This is a genomic window from Collimonas sp. GW821-FHT02H07, from assembly GCF_059421505.1.
In genome coordinates this window covers 97,688-113,390 of sequence record NZ_JBWKVC010000001.1, presented here as the reverse complement: position 1 = coordinate 113,390, position 15,703 = coordinate 97,688, and the positions used below count along the sequence as shown (strand labels likewise).

Annotated in this window: 9 protein-coding genes; 2 read left to right on the top strand and 7 right to left on the bottom strand. The window is 61.5% G+C overall.

Annotated elements, in window-relative coordinates; all coding sequences use genetic code 11:
* Positions 1–89: 89 nt before the first annotated feature.
* The 3 genes from AC07V8_RS00510 to AC07V8_RS00500 all read right to left on the bottom strand — a co-directional run bounded on the left by AC07V8_RS00510 (position 90) and on the right by AC07V8_RS00500 (position 5,915).
* Positions 90–1,685, bottom strand: a complete 1,596-nt coding sequence (locus tag AC07V8_RS00510; RefSeq protein WP_494677138.1) for an OpgD/OpgG family glucan biosynthesis protein — start codon at positions 1,683–1,685, stop codon at positions 90–92.
* 76 nt (positions 1,686–1,761) lie between these two features.
* On the bottom strand, positions 1,762–4,296 hold the full coding sequence (gene mdoH, locus AC07V8_RS00505; RefSeq protein ID WP_494677139.1) for a glucans biosynthesis glucosyltransferase MdoH: 2,535 nt from the start codon (positions 4,294–4,296) through the stop codon (positions 1,762–1,764).
* A 53-nt stretch (positions 4,297–4,349) separates the two neighbouring features.
* A complete protein-coding gene (locus AC07V8_RS00500) occupies positions 4,350–5,915 on the bottom strand; it encodes a glucan biosynthesis protein G (RefSeq protein WP_494677140.1) in 1,566 nt (521 codons plus the stop codon).
* A gap of 361 nt (positions 5,916–6,276) precedes the next feature.
* Here AC07V8_RS00500 and AC07V8_RS00495 point away from each other — a divergent pair, with 361 nt between their 5' ends.
* Positions 6,277–6,789, top strand: a complete 513-nt coding sequence (locus AC07V8_RS00495) for a dihydrofolate reductase (protein WP_494677141.1) — start codon at positions 6,277–6,279, stop codon at positions 6,787–6,789.
* Positions 6,790–7,096: 307 nt separating this feature from the next.
* Positions 7,097–9,361, top strand: coding sequence for an arginine/lysine/ornithine decarboxylase (locus AC07V8_RS00490; protein WP_325663005.1), 2,265 nt, complete (start codon positions 7,097–7,099; stop codon positions 9,359–9,361).
* 89 nt (positions 9,362–9,450) lie between these two features.
* Here AC07V8_RS00490 and AC07V8_RS00485 read toward each other — a convergent pair whose 3' ends face one another.
* The 4 genes from AC07V8_RS00485 to hrpA form a co-directional block, all read right to left on the bottom strand.
* Positions 9,451–9,663 (bottom strand): DUF1653 domain-containing protein, encoded by a 213-nt coding sequence (locus AC07V8_RS00485; protein WP_061539533.1) that lies wholly within the window; start codon positions 9,661–9,663, stop codon positions 9,451–9,453.
* Positions 9,664–9,680: 17 nt separating this feature from the next.
* The gene (locus AC07V8_RS00480; protein WP_494677142.1) at positions 9,681–10,901 is read right to left on the bottom strand and encodes a DUF2863 family protein; all 1,221 of its coding nucleotides are present in this window, start codon (positions 10,899–10,901) and stop codon (positions 9,681–9,683) included.
* A 1-nt stretch (position 10,902) separates the two neighbouring features.
* Complete coding sequence (dcd, locus tag AC07V8_RS00475; RefSeq protein WP_494677143.1) at positions 10,903–11,469, bottom strand: dCTP deaminase; 567 nt, start codon at positions 11,467–11,469, stop codon at positions 10,903–10,905.
* 110 nt (positions 11,470–11,579) lie between these two features.
* Positions 11,580–15,536 carry an ATP-dependent RNA helicase HrpA gene (hrpA, locus tag AC07V8_RS00470; RefSeq protein ID WP_494677144.1) on the bottom strand — a complete coding sequence of 1,319 codons (3,957 nt, stop codon included), beginning with the start codon at positions 15,534–15,536 and terminating at the stop codon, positions 11,580–11,582.
* Positions 15,537–15,703 lie beyond the last annotated feature (167 nt).

Here is a 15,703-nt window from a genome sequence, read left to right as displayed (position 1 = left end):
AATCCAAGCTATCGTTTTTTCGCCAAATTGGCCGCGTCAAGAAGCAGGATGGTTTTTCAAACCTGCTGCTTGATTTCTGCTTCTTGATTTCAAAAATGGCGTTTTTCCGGCGCCGGCGGAGTCCATTGGTATAACCAGGTCTCGCTTAAAGGCTGGCCATCGGCTGCCAGATATACCCGCACGTCAATCGGCTCGACGCTGTCGTCGGTCGGCTTCAGGTCGAACATTGCGCGGTAACCGTGAATTGCATCCAGCGGACGCGCTGAACTGATCTCTATTTTACCACGGGAGGCGCTGATCATCGGCTGCACCTTGGCGTCCTTGCCCAGCAGAGCCAGGTCGCCGCCGGCGAAATCGATGGCGAAACGGCGCGAGTAATAAGCGCGCTTCTGGCCGATCACGCCGCCCATGCCGGTACGGGTTGCGACCACTTGCGCCAGCGGCGATGCGAACGGCATCCTGGCGCCCCAGTGCAGGCGATAGGCGAACAGACGCTCCTGCCCCGCCTGCGGCTTGTCGGCAGGATTCCAGAACGCCACGATGTTGTCGAAGGTCTCGTCGACGGTGGGGATTTCCACCAGCTGTACCTCGCCCTTGCCCCAGCCGGCCTTCGGCTCCACCCACAAGCTCGGGCGGCGGTCGTAGAACACGCCGTCGTCCTGGTAGTGATCGAAATTACGGTCGCGCTGCAGCAGACCGAAGCCGCGCGGATTCTCATCCTGGTAGGCATTGAAACGCAGATGCTCGGGATTGACCAGCGGCCGCCAGACCCACTCGCCATTGCCGCGCTGCATGGACAAGCCGTCGGAGTCGTGGATTTCAGGACGCCAGTCGTCGCTGGCGCCGGCGCGGCGGTCATTCTCGCCGTACTGGAACATGCTGGTCAGCGGCGCAATCCCCATCCGCTCTATCGTCTTGCGCGGATACAGGGCGACGTCGACATCCATCACCATGGTCGCCGACGGCTGGATCTCGAAGCGGTAGGCGCCGGAAACGCTGGGCGAATCAAGCAAGGCGTACACCACCAGCTTGCCCGAATCCTTGGCCGGACGCTCCAGCCAGAAGTGGGTGAACACGGGAAATTCTTCCGGCCGGTCCATGCCGCAATCGATCGCCAGGCCTCGCGCCGACAAACCGTATTGCCACTCGGCGCCGACGGCGCGGAAATAGCTGGCGCCCAGGAAAGCTGTGATGTCGCGCTGCAGGTCAGTGTGAAAATTCACGCGGAAGCCAGCAAAGCCGAGGTCTTTCGGCATATGTTCCGCCTTGAGGCCGCTCTTGCCGTAATTGAACATGGCTGGATCGTAGGCCAGCTCTTGCGCCTGGCCATTCTTCAGCTCATAAATCTGTACCGGGCTCTTGAAAAACAGGCCGAGATGAAAGAACTTGACCTGGAAACGCAACTGATCCTTGCTCCACAAGGCATGATCGTCGCGATAGCCGATGGCCTGGTATTTATCCCAGTCGAGCGCCTTGACCTCGTCCGGAATATGATTCTCCGGCAACTTGTATGGCTGGGCGGCGAGCTGCCGGGCCTGGCCTTTCAGCCAGGCATAATCGAAAGCCTGCGGCGCGCCCAGGAATTTCAGCTGCCCTGGCGCATTCGCCGCGGCCAGCAGCGGACTTGCAGGGAAACCGGCAGCGGCAAGTGCTGCCGACGCTTTCAGAAAATCACGTCGTAACATGGTGCTCCTTGTTTGATGATGTCGATGGCTGCGGTATGGCGCTGGCGCTGCATCAAGCTTTGGTTCAAGCCTTGGTTCAGGCTTTGAGCAAAGCCTGCCAGCGCCGGTTGGCCGCAGCCGAATTCCAGATCTCGAAATGCAGGCGGGACAGCGTCAGGGGGTCGTCCAGCAGCGCATTTTTCTGACGCGGCGTCAGGCTGTCGGGGCCGCCTTTCAGGGCGTTGTCGAGCAACGCAGCACGCGCCTCCTGGGTCGCCGCCGGCACCGCTGGACGCGCCGTCACCGCCGCGCACAGCAAGGCGTTGATTACCGGATCGACTACCGCATCGTTGAAACCCGCCAGCGTCTTGCCGTTGTCGTTATAGGCCGTGGTTGCCGCCAGTTCCGGCGGCAGATCGACTTCCTCCGGGATCACGAACAGACGTGCGTGGCGGAAGCTGCGGCCGAGCGTGACCCGGCTGGAAAAGACCGACAAGGGGATCGACAGCATCAGCGAACCGACAATAGGCAGCAGCCACCACAGGAAGCCCGGCTCCAGCCAGTACACGGCGCCGCCCCACAGCAAACCCAGCAAGGTATGGCCACCGTGCCGGCGGCAAGCTTCGCCCCAGCTGGTTTCCGCATCTTCGCGCGGCGGCGATTTCCAGCTGATGGTCCAGCCGAGGAAGGCGCCGACCACGAAGCGCGTGTGGAACAGCATGCGCACCGGCGCCAGCAGCATCGAAAACAGCAGCTCCATGATCATGCTCAAGGTCAGCCGTACGGCGCCGCCGAACTCGCGCGCGCCCTTGGCCCAGATCAGCACCACGCTCAGCACTTTCGGCAGGAACAGCAAGGTCGCCGTCGCGGTGAACAAAGCCAGCGCCCGCTCCGGATGCCATTCCGGCCACACCGGGAACAACTGTCCCGGCGTCACGAAGTATTCCGGCGCCACCAGCGTATGCACCGCCAGCAATACCGTCGACAACAGCAGCGACAGGAACCACAGCGGCGCCGACAGATAAGCCATGACGCCAGTGACGAACACCGCGCGGTGCACGGCATGCATGCCGCGCGCCAGGAACAGGCGGAAGTTCATCAGGTTGCCCTGGCACCAGCGGCGGTCGCGCTTGAGTTCGTCCAGCAGGTTGGGCGGCATTTCCTCGTAGCTGCCGGCCAGGTCGTAGGCAATCCAGACGCCCCAGCCGGCGCGCCGCATCAGCGCCGCTTCGACAAAGTCGTGGGAAAGAATCTCGCCGGCCAGCGCGCCCTCGCCCGGCAGCGGCGCCAGCGCGCAATGCTCCATGAAGGGCTGCAGGCGGATGATGGCGTTATGTCCCCAGTAATGCGACTCGCCCAGCTGCCAGTAATGCAGGCCGGCGGTAAACAAGGGGCCATACACGCGGGTCGAGAACTGCTGGATGCGGGCGTACAAGGTGTCGCGGCCGGCGGCGCGCGGCGCGGTCTGCACGATGCCGGCGGTGGGATTGGCTTCCATCAGGCGCACCAGCGTGGTCAGGCAGGCACCGCTCATGACGCTGTCGGCATCGAGCACGATCATGTAGCTGTAGTTGGCGCCCCAGCGCCGGCAGAAATCGTCGATATTGCCGCTCTTGCGCTTGACCCGGCGGCGCCGGTGGCGGTAGAAGATGCGGCCGAAGCCGCCCACCGTCCGGCACAGGCTGGCCCAGGCGTCCAGCTCGGCGCTGCAGATGTCGCTGTCGCCGCTGTCGCTCAGCACGAAAAAATCGAAACGGTCCAGCTCGCCGCTGGCCGCCACCGATTCATAAGTAGCGCGCAGCCCGGCAAAGACCCGGGTCACGTCCTCATTACAGATCGGCATCACGATGGCGGTCCTGGCGCTGGCCGGGATCGGTCCTGGCGCTGCCTCTTCGCGTGAAATCACATAGCGGTCGCTGCCCCGCATCAGCACCAGGAAGCCGGCCATGGCGGTCCAGAAACCGGCCGAGACCCAGCAAAACAGCAAGGCGAACAAGCCCAGCGTCACCAGCTCCAGCGGCTTGTCGCCATGGTAGGGCAGCACGGCGCTCATGAAATAGGTCGCCATCGCGGTCTGCGCCAGCATCAGCATCAGCAGTACGATGCGGCGCAGATTGCCGCGCGACTTGCTCTCGTGCTGATCCTGGCTGTCTGCTGCGGCGACCGGCATTGGTTCCGGCTGCGGCAGCGCGGTTGAACGCGCGGCCTTTTTGTAGCGGCGCTGCTTGGCTCGCGGACGCAGGTCGAACTCGCGATTGGCGCCTTCGACCCAGCGCACCAGCGGATTCAGGGTGCCCCAGGGATGCGCGACAATCGGCGTACGCTGCAGCGGCGGTGCAATCGCGATGCGCGAGCGGCCGCCGGCATCGATGCTGATCTGCGCAGCCGGCTGCGCCGACGGCGGTTCGGCAAAGGCCAGTTGCAAGCGCGCCGCGACCGAACCATAGGCCGGGTTGGCATGGGCCAGCGTCGACAGCTCGCCGGAGGCGGCAGCGCTGCCAGCCGCCAAGGCCTGGTGCACCGCCGCCAGCGAACTGTCGCCGGCGGCGTCCAGTTGCGCGGACAACGCTGCGCGCCGCGCTGCCGAAAGCGGCAGGCGATCGAGATAACGCTCACTGATTCCACGCGTCATATCAGGCGAATCCTGCAGTTCGGCTGCACTCGGCGGCGACATCGGTTTGCGGTCTAGTTGGGCGGTAATATGTAGCTCCAGGTCTCAGATAAGGTAGTGCTGCCGCCGCGCAGGAAGCCGCGCAGCTCGACAGGCTTGTTGTCTTCGTTGCGGCGTACCCGCACCGTCATGCGCCAGCCGCCGGTGGCGTCATTGCGCTCCACCTTGGTCTCCAGCACCTTGCCGTTGTCGTCAGAGCTGACCACGCCTTCCGGCTGCACCTTGTCCGACAGCTTCTTGAATACCGGACCATCAAAATCGACCACCAGGCCGATGCTGTTGTCATCGCTTTTCTTCAGCACGCCGAGGCCGCGCCGGGTCTGCGTCACCCACGACAAAGGCGGCCGCTTTTCCGCATCCTTCTGCCATGACAAAGTGTATTCCAGATTGAATGGCTGGCCTACCTTGGGCGCCGTTTCCGGCACCCAGAAGGCGACGATATTGTCATTGGTTTCGTCCGGGGTCGGGATCTGCACCAGCTCTACCCTGCCGTTGCCCCAGTTGCCCTTGGGCTGGACCCAGGCGCTGGGCCGCTTCTCATAGTGGGCGTCCAGGTCTTGATAATCGGCAAAATTGCGGTCGCGCTGCATCAGGCCGAAGCCGGCTGGATTGCTCAGCGAGTAGGAAGTCACCAGCAAGCGCTTGGGATTGACCAGCGGCCGCCAGATCCACTCGCCGGTGCCGGAGGCCACCGACAAGCCGTCCGAATCGTGCACCTCAGGCCGGTAGTCCTCTACCTGCGAGCGCTGGTTATCGCCGTGCAAGAACATGCTGGTGAGCGGCGCCAGCCCCAGCTTGCTGACATTTTCACGCAGGTACAGCTGGGCCTTGACGTCGACCGTGGTGTCCACGCCCGGCTTCAGCACGAAGCGATAGGCGCCGGTCACGCGGCGCGAATTGAGCAGCGCGTAAATGGTCAGCTCCTTGTCGCTGGCCTTGGGCCGCTCGATCCAGAATTCCGTGAAACGCGGAAACTCTTCGCCGGAACTGAGCCCGGTATCAATCGCCAGCCCCCGGGCCGAAAGGCCATAGGTCTGGTCCTTGCCCAGCGCGCGGAAATAGCTGGCGCCGAGAAAGGACAGCACTTCGTCCTTGTATTTATTCGTATTCAGGGGAAAGTGCACGCGGAAGCCGGCAAAGCCTAGCGCGCGCATCTTGCGCGGATCAACCTTGTTGGCGCCGAAATCGAAATCGCTGGGATCGAAACGGATTTCACGCACGCTCTGGCCATTGATCTCGCTGATCTTTACCGGCTGGTCGAAGGAGTAGCCCTCATGGAAAAACGCCAGCTCGAACGGCAGTTTCTGGCTGCGCCAGGCGGATTTTTCCGGGCGGAAGCGGATGTCCTTGTACTGCTCGAAATCGAGATTGCTGATTTCCTTGGGCAGATTGCTCTCAGGCTTGCTATAGGAACTGGCGGCCAGATCCTTTGCTTGCTTGGCAACGTTATTGAAATCGAAGGCAAATGCGCCGCCTGGGCTTGCCAGCAGCAGCAGCACGGTAAATGGCAGGACCGCGATGCGCGCCCGGGCTAGAGCGGAAATACGCGTTTGCGTCCGCTGAGACAAATTCAAATACATTGGATTCCCATCTGACACTGCTTTGATTGACCTGCCCGACCAAGCCCTGCAGGCTTCATCGAGAGTAGGCGGTAGTCTATCAGTGTTCTATAATTTTTTATATCCATCAGGCAATGAGTGAGTTGTGGCGCTTTACTGCCTGCGCCAGCAACGACCAAGACTTGCAGCATTGATTGGCATAACTTGCCAAATTGGCAGCGAAATGGCCTTGTCACGCGCCATTTCAGCAAAAACCCCCAGCCTGGGTTAACAGGCCCCGACTTTTAAGAGCAAGCATCGGCGACAAAGTTCCATCCGAAACTTATAGTAAGATCACGCTTTTAATACAAATCCGCCTCAAGCGGGCTCATGCAACGCGCCCATGACTTCACGCCTCACGATTATCGTCGCCACCGACGCCAACAATGGCATCGGCATCCGCAACACCTTGCCCTGGCGCCTGCCGGAGGATCTGGCGCACTTTAAACGCACCACCTCGGGCCACGCCATCATCATGGGCCGCAAGACCTTTGAATCGATAGGCCGGCCGCTGCCGCAGAGACGCAACATCGTCATCACCCGCAATGCCGATTGGCGTCACGACGGCGTCGAAAGCGCGCCCTCGCTGGCTGCCGCGGCGGCGCTGGTCGGCGACGCCGAGGCCTTCATCATCGGCGGCGCAGAGATTTACGCCGCGGCGCAAGACCTGGTGCAGCGCCTGATCGTCACCGAGATCCGCCACAGCTTCGACTGCGACGCCTTCTACCCTGCCCGCGATCCGCTGCAATGGCAGGAAATCTCGCGCGAAAACCACCATTCCGAGGCCAACGGTTTCGACTACGCTTTCGTGGTCTACCAGCGCCGGCCCGCCAGCGTCAGCGAGGCCAGCAGCTGACCCGGCCTGATGATGGAATGACATCTGTTGTTTTATGCAGGATTTCCATCATCTTTATCCCCAATTTCGTGCATATCTGCGAAAATTCGACTTTCTTTTTCAGCGCGGCCGCGAATAGCGGCTGCGCTAAAATTCGCAACAATTTAGCGTGGCATTTATCCATGCCGCAGCTGGAAACGATAGGCTGCATTGCCCCATCTAGGCAACCCCCGTGACCGCCCCTGGCGCACCGGGACAATATTTTTTATAGCCGTTGCACGGCCCTGTCCGCAGCCTTGTTATCAACCACCGTCTCCTGGAGACCTCGATGAAATTCCGCTTCCCCATCGTCATCATTGACGAAGACTTCCGCTCTGAAAACACTTCCGGCCTTGGCATCCGCGCGCTCGCCGACGCCATGGAGGCCGAGGGCATGGAGGTATTGGGCGTGACCAGTTACGGCGACCTGTCGCAGTTCGCCCAGCAGCAATCGCGGGCCTCCGCCTTTATCCTGTCGATCGACGACGAGGAATTCGGCGCCGGTTCGTTTGAAGAAACCGACCACGCGCTGAAATCGCTGCGCGCCTTCGTCGAAGAAATCCGCCACAAGAACGCCGACATCCCGATCTACCTGTACGGCGAAACCCGCACCTCGCGCCATATCCCCAACGATATCCTGCGCGAACTGCACGGCTTCATCCACATGTTCGAAGACACGCCGGAGTTTGTTGCGCGCCACATCATCCGCGAAGCCAAATCCTACCTGGACGGCCTGTCGCCGCCCTTCTTCCGCGCGCTGGTGCACTACGCCCAGGACGGCTCCTACTCGTGGCATTGCCCGGGACACTCAGGCGGCGTCGCCTTCCTGAAGTCGCCTATCGGCCAGATGTTCCATCAATTCTTCGGCGAAAACATGCTGCGCGCCGACGTCTGCAACGCCGTCGAAGAACTCGGCCAGCTGCTCGACCATACTGGCCCGGTCGCCGATTCCGAGCGCAACGCCGCGCGCATCTTCAACGCCGACCACTGCTACTTCGTCACCAACGGCACCAGCACCAGCAACAAGATGGTGTGGCATTCGACCGTGGCGCCGGGCGACATCGTGGTGGTCGACCGCAACTGCCACAAATCTATCCTGCACTCGATCATCATGACCGGCGCGATCCCGGTGTTCCTGATGCCGACCCGCAACCACCTCGGCATCATCGGCCCGATCCCGCTGGAAGAATTCACGCTGGAAAGCATCCGCAAAAAGATCGAAGCCAATCCGTTTGCGCGCGAAGCCGTCAACAAGAAGCCGCGCATCCTGACCATCACGCAGTCGACCTACGACGGCGTGATCTATAACGTCGAAACGCTGAAGAACATGCTGGACGGCGAGATCGACACCCTGCACTTCGATGAAGCCTGGCTGCCGCACGCGACTTTCCACGACTTCTACAAAGACATGCACGCGATCGGCAAGGACCGCCCGCGCGCCAAGAAATCGATGATCTTCTCGACCCAGTCGACCCACAAGCTGCTGGCCGGCCTGTCGCAGGCTTCCCAGATCCTGGTGCGCGAATCGGAAAGCGTGCAGCTGGACCAGGACGCCTTCAACGAAGCCTACCTGATGCACACGTCGACTTCGCCGCAGTATTCGATCATCGCTTCCTGCGACGTCGCCGCGGCCATGATGGAAGCGCCGGGCGGCACCGCCCTGGTCGAGGAAAGCATCCTGGAAGCGCTGGATTTCCGCCGCGCCATGAAGAAGATCGACGAGGAATGGGGCAAGGACTGGTGGTTCCAGGTGTGGGGACCGAACAGCTTCTCGGAGGACGGCATCGGCAGCCGCGAAGACTGGGTCATCCGCGCCGAGGACGACTGGCACGGCTTCGGCAACCTGGCGCCGAACTTCAACATGCTCGATCCGATCAAGGCCACCATCGTCACCCCCGGCCTGTCGCTGGAAGGCAAATTCGGCGAGAGCGGCATCCCGGCTTCGATCGTCACCAAGTACCTGGCCGAACACGGCGTTATCGTCGAGAAGTGCGGCCTGTACTCGTTCTTCATCATGTTCACCATCGGCATCACCAAGGGCCGCTGGAACACGCTGCTGACCGCCTTGCAGCAGTTCAAGGACGACTACGACAAGAACCAGCCGATCTGGCGCATCCTGCCCGAGTTCGCCGCCGCCAACCACGGCAAGAACGCACGCTACGAGCGGCTCGGCCTGCGCGACCTGTGCCAGCAGATCCACGAGACCTACAAGTCATACGACGTGGCGCGCCTGACAACGGAAATGTATTTGTCCGACATGCAGCCGGCGATGAAGCCGTCCGATGCGTTTGCCAAGATGGCGCACCGCGAAATCGACCGCGTCCCTATCGACCAGCTCGAAGGCCGCGTCACCTCGATCCTGCTGACGCCTTACCCGCCGGGCATTCCATTGCTGATTCCGGGCGAGCGCTTCAACAAGACCATCGTCGACTATCTCAAGTTCGCGCGCGATTTCAACGAGAAATTCCCGGGCTTTGAAACCGACGTGCATGGCCTGGTGAAACGGGAAGTGAACGGCAAGCGCGATTACTTCGTGGATTGCGTGCGGCAGTAAGCCCGCGGCAGGCATGGCCGATAAAAAACCGGGAGGCTCGATCGAGCGTCCCGGTTTTTTTATGCCTCTGATTTTGGCTTTGGCTTTATTTACAGTGGCGCGAAACGCCGCGCGCCATTCTCAAGCAAGCCGTTGAACAGCTCCGCCGGCCTTACCCACAAGCCCGGCGCATGCGGCCACAGGTGTTCGTAGACCACCATGGCTTCTTCGGTTTCCGAATGCCTTGCCAGGCCGATATAGCGGTACAAGCCACCTTTGTAATGCCGATGGGTGGCAATTTTCTGTGCATCTTCTTCAGTCACTCGATTCTCCAAAATAATCAGGGCGCCGCGTAAGGCTGCACTTCGGACGGCTGACCGTCCGCTTCAAATCTCACCGCCACCGCCAGCGACGTGACGCCGATAGTGCGCAGCGCATCGTAGGTATCGTCAACTTCCACCTGGAGGTCGGCGCCGGCAGCCAGCGGCTTTTCCGAGGAGGCCAGCAAGGCGCCGTCCTTGCCGTACAAATTCACCCGCAACACGATGTCGCCGCGCACGTCGGCCGGACCGACCACGGCATTGGCGTCGAAAGACGCAACGCCATGCTGGTCGAGGCCGTGGTTGAGCTCGGACATCATCTGCAGCGTGAAGTATTCGGCGATGCCGCGCTCCTTGCCGCCGTGGAACAGGTCCTGGTAGAGGAAGTGCAGGTCGATCGCACTGCCATCGGTAACCAGGCAGCGCTTGAGCAAGGGTGCGACCTGTTCGGTCCAGCTGTGGAAGCGCTCTTCCCGCGCACCGAAATAAGCGTCGGCGCCGGCTTCATCGTCCGGCACTTGATAGAACGCGTCGTCGGTGGCCTTGAGCGAAAAGCCCAGCAGGAAACGCAGCTCGACCGCATCGTCGTCCGCTCCGAACTGGCTCTCCGGCCAGCCGTTGATGCTGCGTTCGATAGCTGTCGTTGCAGCCAGCTTCTTGTCGGCCATGGCGCCGAAAGCGTCGCGGTTCATTTCAAACAGATGGCTGTAGCGGATGCTGTCGATTTCATCGAGATGGTAGGCGTGGCTGACCAGCACCACGGTGGCGTCGGGCCCTTCCAGCTGCGCCTGCTTGAAGCTGGCGGACAGCGCATCGAAGGCTTCCTGGTCCTGGAAGCACTGCTCACGCTTGAGGCCGCCGCGGGAGTGCGCGAAGAAGGGCACTACGAAGGCATTCAGCTCCAGCACCTTGCCTTCATCGCGGCGCACCAGCAAGATCTCCGACGCTTCTTCAACCTGCTCTTTCAGGAAGCGCCAGGCGTCGAGATCGGCGTACTTGGTGCGCTCGATCGCGTCGTACAGGATGTCGTCCTTCTTCTGCTGCAGGCTCTTCTTGATGATCTTGTGGAAATCGATGCCGGCCTGCTGCAAGGTGGCGCCGGCGGCGACGCCTTCGGCCTCGTCGCCATCCTGCTCAGCCAGGTCGATCGCCAGGTCGCACAGCTGCTGGGTGACGGCTTCGTCTTTATCTTCGGGGGAAAGGCTGGATTTCCGCGGCACGGGGCGCTTGTTCTTCGGCATCTCAGGCCTTCGGCAAGGTTACGCCGTGCTGGCCCTGGTACTTGCCGCCGCGGTCCTTGTAGGAAGTCTCGCAGATTTCATCGCTTTCAAAGAACAGCACCTGGGCGCAGCCCTCACCGGCGTAAATCTTGGCCGGCAGCGGCGTGGTGTTGGAAAACTCCAGCGTCACGTACCCTTCCCATTCAGGTTCGAACGGGGTGACGTTGACGATGATGCCGCAGCGCGCATAGGTCGACTTGCCGAGGCAGATCGTCAGTACGCTGCGCGGGATGCGAAAGTATTCCATGGTGCGCGCCAGCGCGAAGGAATTCGGCGGGATGATGCAGACGTCGCCGCTGAAATCGACAAACGATTTCTCGTCGAAGTTCTTGGGATCGACGATGGTCGAGTTGATGTTCGTGAAAATCTTGAATTCGTTGGCGCAGCGGATATCGTAGCCGTAAGACGAGGTGCCGTAAGACACGATCTTCTGGCCGTTGGCCTCGCGCACCTGGCCGGGCTCGAAAGGCTCGATCATGCCGGTTTGCTCTGCCATGCGGCGTATCCATTTGTCGGATTTAATCGTCATTGTTTTCTATCTATCTTTGGGTTAGGTATATATTTTGCGCAATTTTACGCCAAATAGCCTTTAAAACGGCTATCTCACCGGCCTCGCTTCAGTCCGTGCAGTTTTCCCGCCTAGCGTTGCATGGTTTCCCACACCTTTTGCAAACGCTTGGCCGATACCGGCATCGGCGTCTTCAGCTCCTGCGCGAACAGCGAGACCCGCAATTCCTCCAGCAGCCAGCGGAATTCGTTCATCTTCGGATCGGAATTCTTGCTGCCGCGGTCTTTTTGCGCCCGTTGCCAAGGCGTGGCGACTTGTAGCCATTCCGTCAACAAGCGGCCGTCGCGGGTCGGGTCAGCGCGCAGCTTCTCCAGCCTGACGTTGACCGCCTTCAGGTAGCGCGGGAAATGCGTCAGGTTGGCGTAGTCGTTGTCGGCGATAAAACGCTTGCCGACCAGCGCCTGCAATTGCGACTGGATGTCGGCCACCGCCTGCGCGTGGCCCTTGGCGCCCTGCAGTCTCTTTGGCAAGCCGTGGTATTCCGCCAGGATCAGGCCGGCCAGACGGGCGATTTCATTGCACAGCAAACCCAGGCGCGACTTGCCTTCGTCCTTGCGCTGCGCGAACTGCTCTGCATTCCGGGGCAACGGCGCTTGCAGGCAGGCGCGTTCCAGTCCGGCGGAAATGATCTGGTCGCGCAATTCTTCCTGCGACCCCAGGGCCATGAACTGCATGCCCATCTGCTGCAAGCCAGGGATATTCTTTTCCAGGAATTTCAACTGCTCTTTCAGCTGCAAGGCAAACAGGCGGCGCAAGCCGAGGCGGTGGATGCGCGCCGCTTCGTTAGGATCGTCGAATACTTCGAGATCGCAATGGCTCGCCTTGTCCACCAGCGCCGGAAAGCCGATCAAGGTCTGCTTGCCCTGCTGGATTTCCAGCAGCTCCGGCAGTTCGCCGAAAGTCCAGCTGGTCAGCATGCTGTACTGGCCGGCCGGCTTGGCCGCCGTGGCGTCCGCCGCCTTGGCTGCGGGCTTGGCGGCAGCGCCCTTCTGTCCCGCTTGCGGCGCCGACACCTGCAGCGCCTGCGGCACATCGCTGGTCACCACCGTGTTTTCCGCCAGCTTCTGGAAGCTCTCGCGCGCCTGGCCGCCGAATTCATCCTGCAAGGCCGACAGATTACGTCCCATATCCAGCTGGCGGCCATGCTCGTCGACGATCTTGAAGTTCATCGAATGATGGGCCGGCAAGGTTTCCAGCTTGAAATCCGTACTGCGGGCAATCACCGTGGTTTCGGTGCGGATATCGGCCATCAGCGCATCCAGCAGATTGCCGTGGCCAAACACGTGGCGAGCCTGGATGCGTTCGCAGAAGCCGGCCGCATAGTCAGGCAAAGGCACGCAATTGCGGCGGATTTTCTGTGGCAGCGATTTCAGCAGCAGATGGACTTTCTCCTTCAGCATGCCTGCCACCAGCCAGTCGCAGCGGTCGGCATAGACCTGGTTGAGCGCATACAGCGGCACCGTCAGGGTAACGCCGTCGCGCGGCGTGCCCGGCTCGAAATGATACGACAATGCCATCTCGATGCCGGCTACCCGCATCACCTTCGGGAACAGTTCGGTGGTAATCCCCGCAGCTTCATGCCGCATCAGGTCGTCGCGGTTGAGGAACAGCAGCTTGGGCGTCTGCACGCTGACATCCTTGTGCCATTTTTCAAAGCTGATGCCGTTGCAGATATCGGCAGGAATCAGCTTGTCGTAAAACGCCGCGATCAGTTCATCGTCGACCAGCACGTCTAGACGGCGCGACTTGTGCTCCAGGTTTTCGATCTCGCGGATCAGCTTCTGGTTATGAGCAAAGAACGGCGCGCGGGTATCGAACTCGCCGCCGACCAGCGCGTCGCGGATGAAGATTTCGCGCGCTTCGGTTGCATTGATCAAGCCGAAATTGATGCGTCGCTGGCTGTAGACCACCAGGCCATACAGAGTGGCGCGCTCGGACGCCGAGACTTGCGCCGTGCGCTTTTCCCAGCGCGGCTCGCCATACGATTTCTTCAGCAGATGGGCGCCGACCTTTTCCAGCCACTCCGGCTGGATCTGGGCGATGCAGCGCGCGTACAGGCGGCTGGTGTCGACCAGCTCGGCCGCCATTACCCACTTGCCCGCCTTCTTCGACAAATGCGAACCGGGCCACAGATGGAACTTGATGCCGCGCGCGCCGAGATAATGCGGATCGTCATCGGCCTTGAAACCGACGTTGCCCAGCAGCCCGGTGAGCAAGGCGCAATGCAGCTGCTCATAGGTGGCCGGCGCTTCGTTGAGGCGCCAGCCCTGTTCGCGCACGATCGTCAGCAGCTGCGAATGGACGTCGCGCCATTCCCGCAGCCGCAGCTGCGAGAGGAAATTGGCGCGGCAGTTATCCATCAGCTGGCGATTGGTCTTCTTGTGTTCGATGGCATCCTCAAACCATTTCCAGATCTTCAGGTAGCTCAGGAATTCGGATTTTTCATCGGCGAATTTCTTGTGCGCCAGGTCGGCCGCGCCCTGCGCCTCCATCGGACGATCGCGCGGATCCTGCACCGACAGCGCCGCCGCGATGATCAGCATTTCGCTCAGGCAGACATTGTCCAGCGCCGCCAGGATCATGCGGCCGACGCGCGGATCCAGCGGCAGCTTGGCCAGCTGGCGTCCGGTCTTGGTCAGCAGGTTGTTGTCGTCCACCGCGCCCAGCTCTTGCAGCAGCTGGTAGCCATCGGCAATGGCGCGGCCCGGCGGCGGTTCGATGAATGGGAAGGTTTCGACATCGGTCAGGTGCAGCGATTTCATGCGCAGGATGACCGCGGCCAGCGACGAGCGCAGGATTTCCGGCTCGGTGAATTTCGGCCGCTGCAGGTAGTCCTGTTCTTCATACAGGCGGATGCAGACGCCCGCCGCCACCCGGCCGCAACGGCCGGCGCGCTGGTTGGCTGCCGACTGCGCAATCGGCTCGATCTGCAGCTGCTCGACCTTGTTGCGGTAACTGTAGCGCTTTACCCGCGCCAGGCCGGCATCGACCACATAGCGGATGCCCGGCACAGTCAGCGAGGTCTCGGCGACGTTGGTTGCCAGCACGATGCGGCGCGCATTGGAGGCCTTGAACACCCGCTCCTGCTCCTGCGCAGACAGGCGCGCAAACAAAGGCAGGATTTCAACATGGGCCGGGTGATGCTTGCGCAACGCTTCGGCGGCGTCGCGGATTTCGCGCTCGCCCGGCAGGAACACCAGCACGTCGCCGGAACCGATGCGCGCCAGCTCATCGACAGCGTCGACCACGGCGTCCATCAGATCGCGCTGTTCGCGGTCGCGCTGGGCCGCGCTTTGCGGCGCATTCGGCTTGGCCGCGGCGGCGGCATTGACCGCAGCGGTACCGCTGCGGTCGGCATTGTCGACCGGCCGGTAGCGCACCTCGACTTCATACAGGCGGCCGGAGACCTCGATCACCGGCGCCGGCTTGTCGGCGCTGCCGAAATGGCGCGCAAAGCGGTCGGCATCGATGGTGGCCGAGGTAATGATGACTTTCAGGTCGGGCCGCTTGGGCAGCAGCTGCTTCAGGTAACCCAGCAGGAAATCGATGTTCAGGCTGCGTTCATGCGCTTCATCGATGATGATGGTGTCGTACTGGCGCAGCAATGGATCGGTCTGGGTCTCGGCCAGCAGGATGCCGTCGGTCATCAGCTTGATCCAGGCGCCCTTGGTCAAGGTGTCGTTGAAACGCACCTTGTAGCCGACGTGCTCGCCCAGCGGCGAATTGAGTTCCTGCGCGATGCGCTTGGCCGTCGAAGACGCGGCGATCCGGCGCGGCTGGGTATGGCCGATCATGCCGTGCAGGCCGCGGCCCAGCTCCAGGCAGATCTTCGGCAGCTGCGTGGTCTTGCCGGAGCCGGTCTCGCCGCAGACGATGATGACCTGGTTGGCGCTCAGGGCGGCAGAGATTTCCGCGCGCTTGCCTGAAACCGGCAGTTCCTCGGGGAAGACGATGGGCGGCAAGGCATTGCGTTGCGGTGGCGTTATCTCGCGCGAGCGCGGTGATTTGATGGATTCTGGTGTTGACATGAGGATGGGATTATACAGAGCGTCATCCACGGATGAGCATCTTATAGAGGCGCCGGCGGCTGATGCATCCGCGCCTGTCGGTTCAGGCATTGCGCCAGGTAAATTCTTGCTGGCAAAACAACAGCAATATGCTAACCTAAATTTCTCGGGAGTAACAGCAATTATCC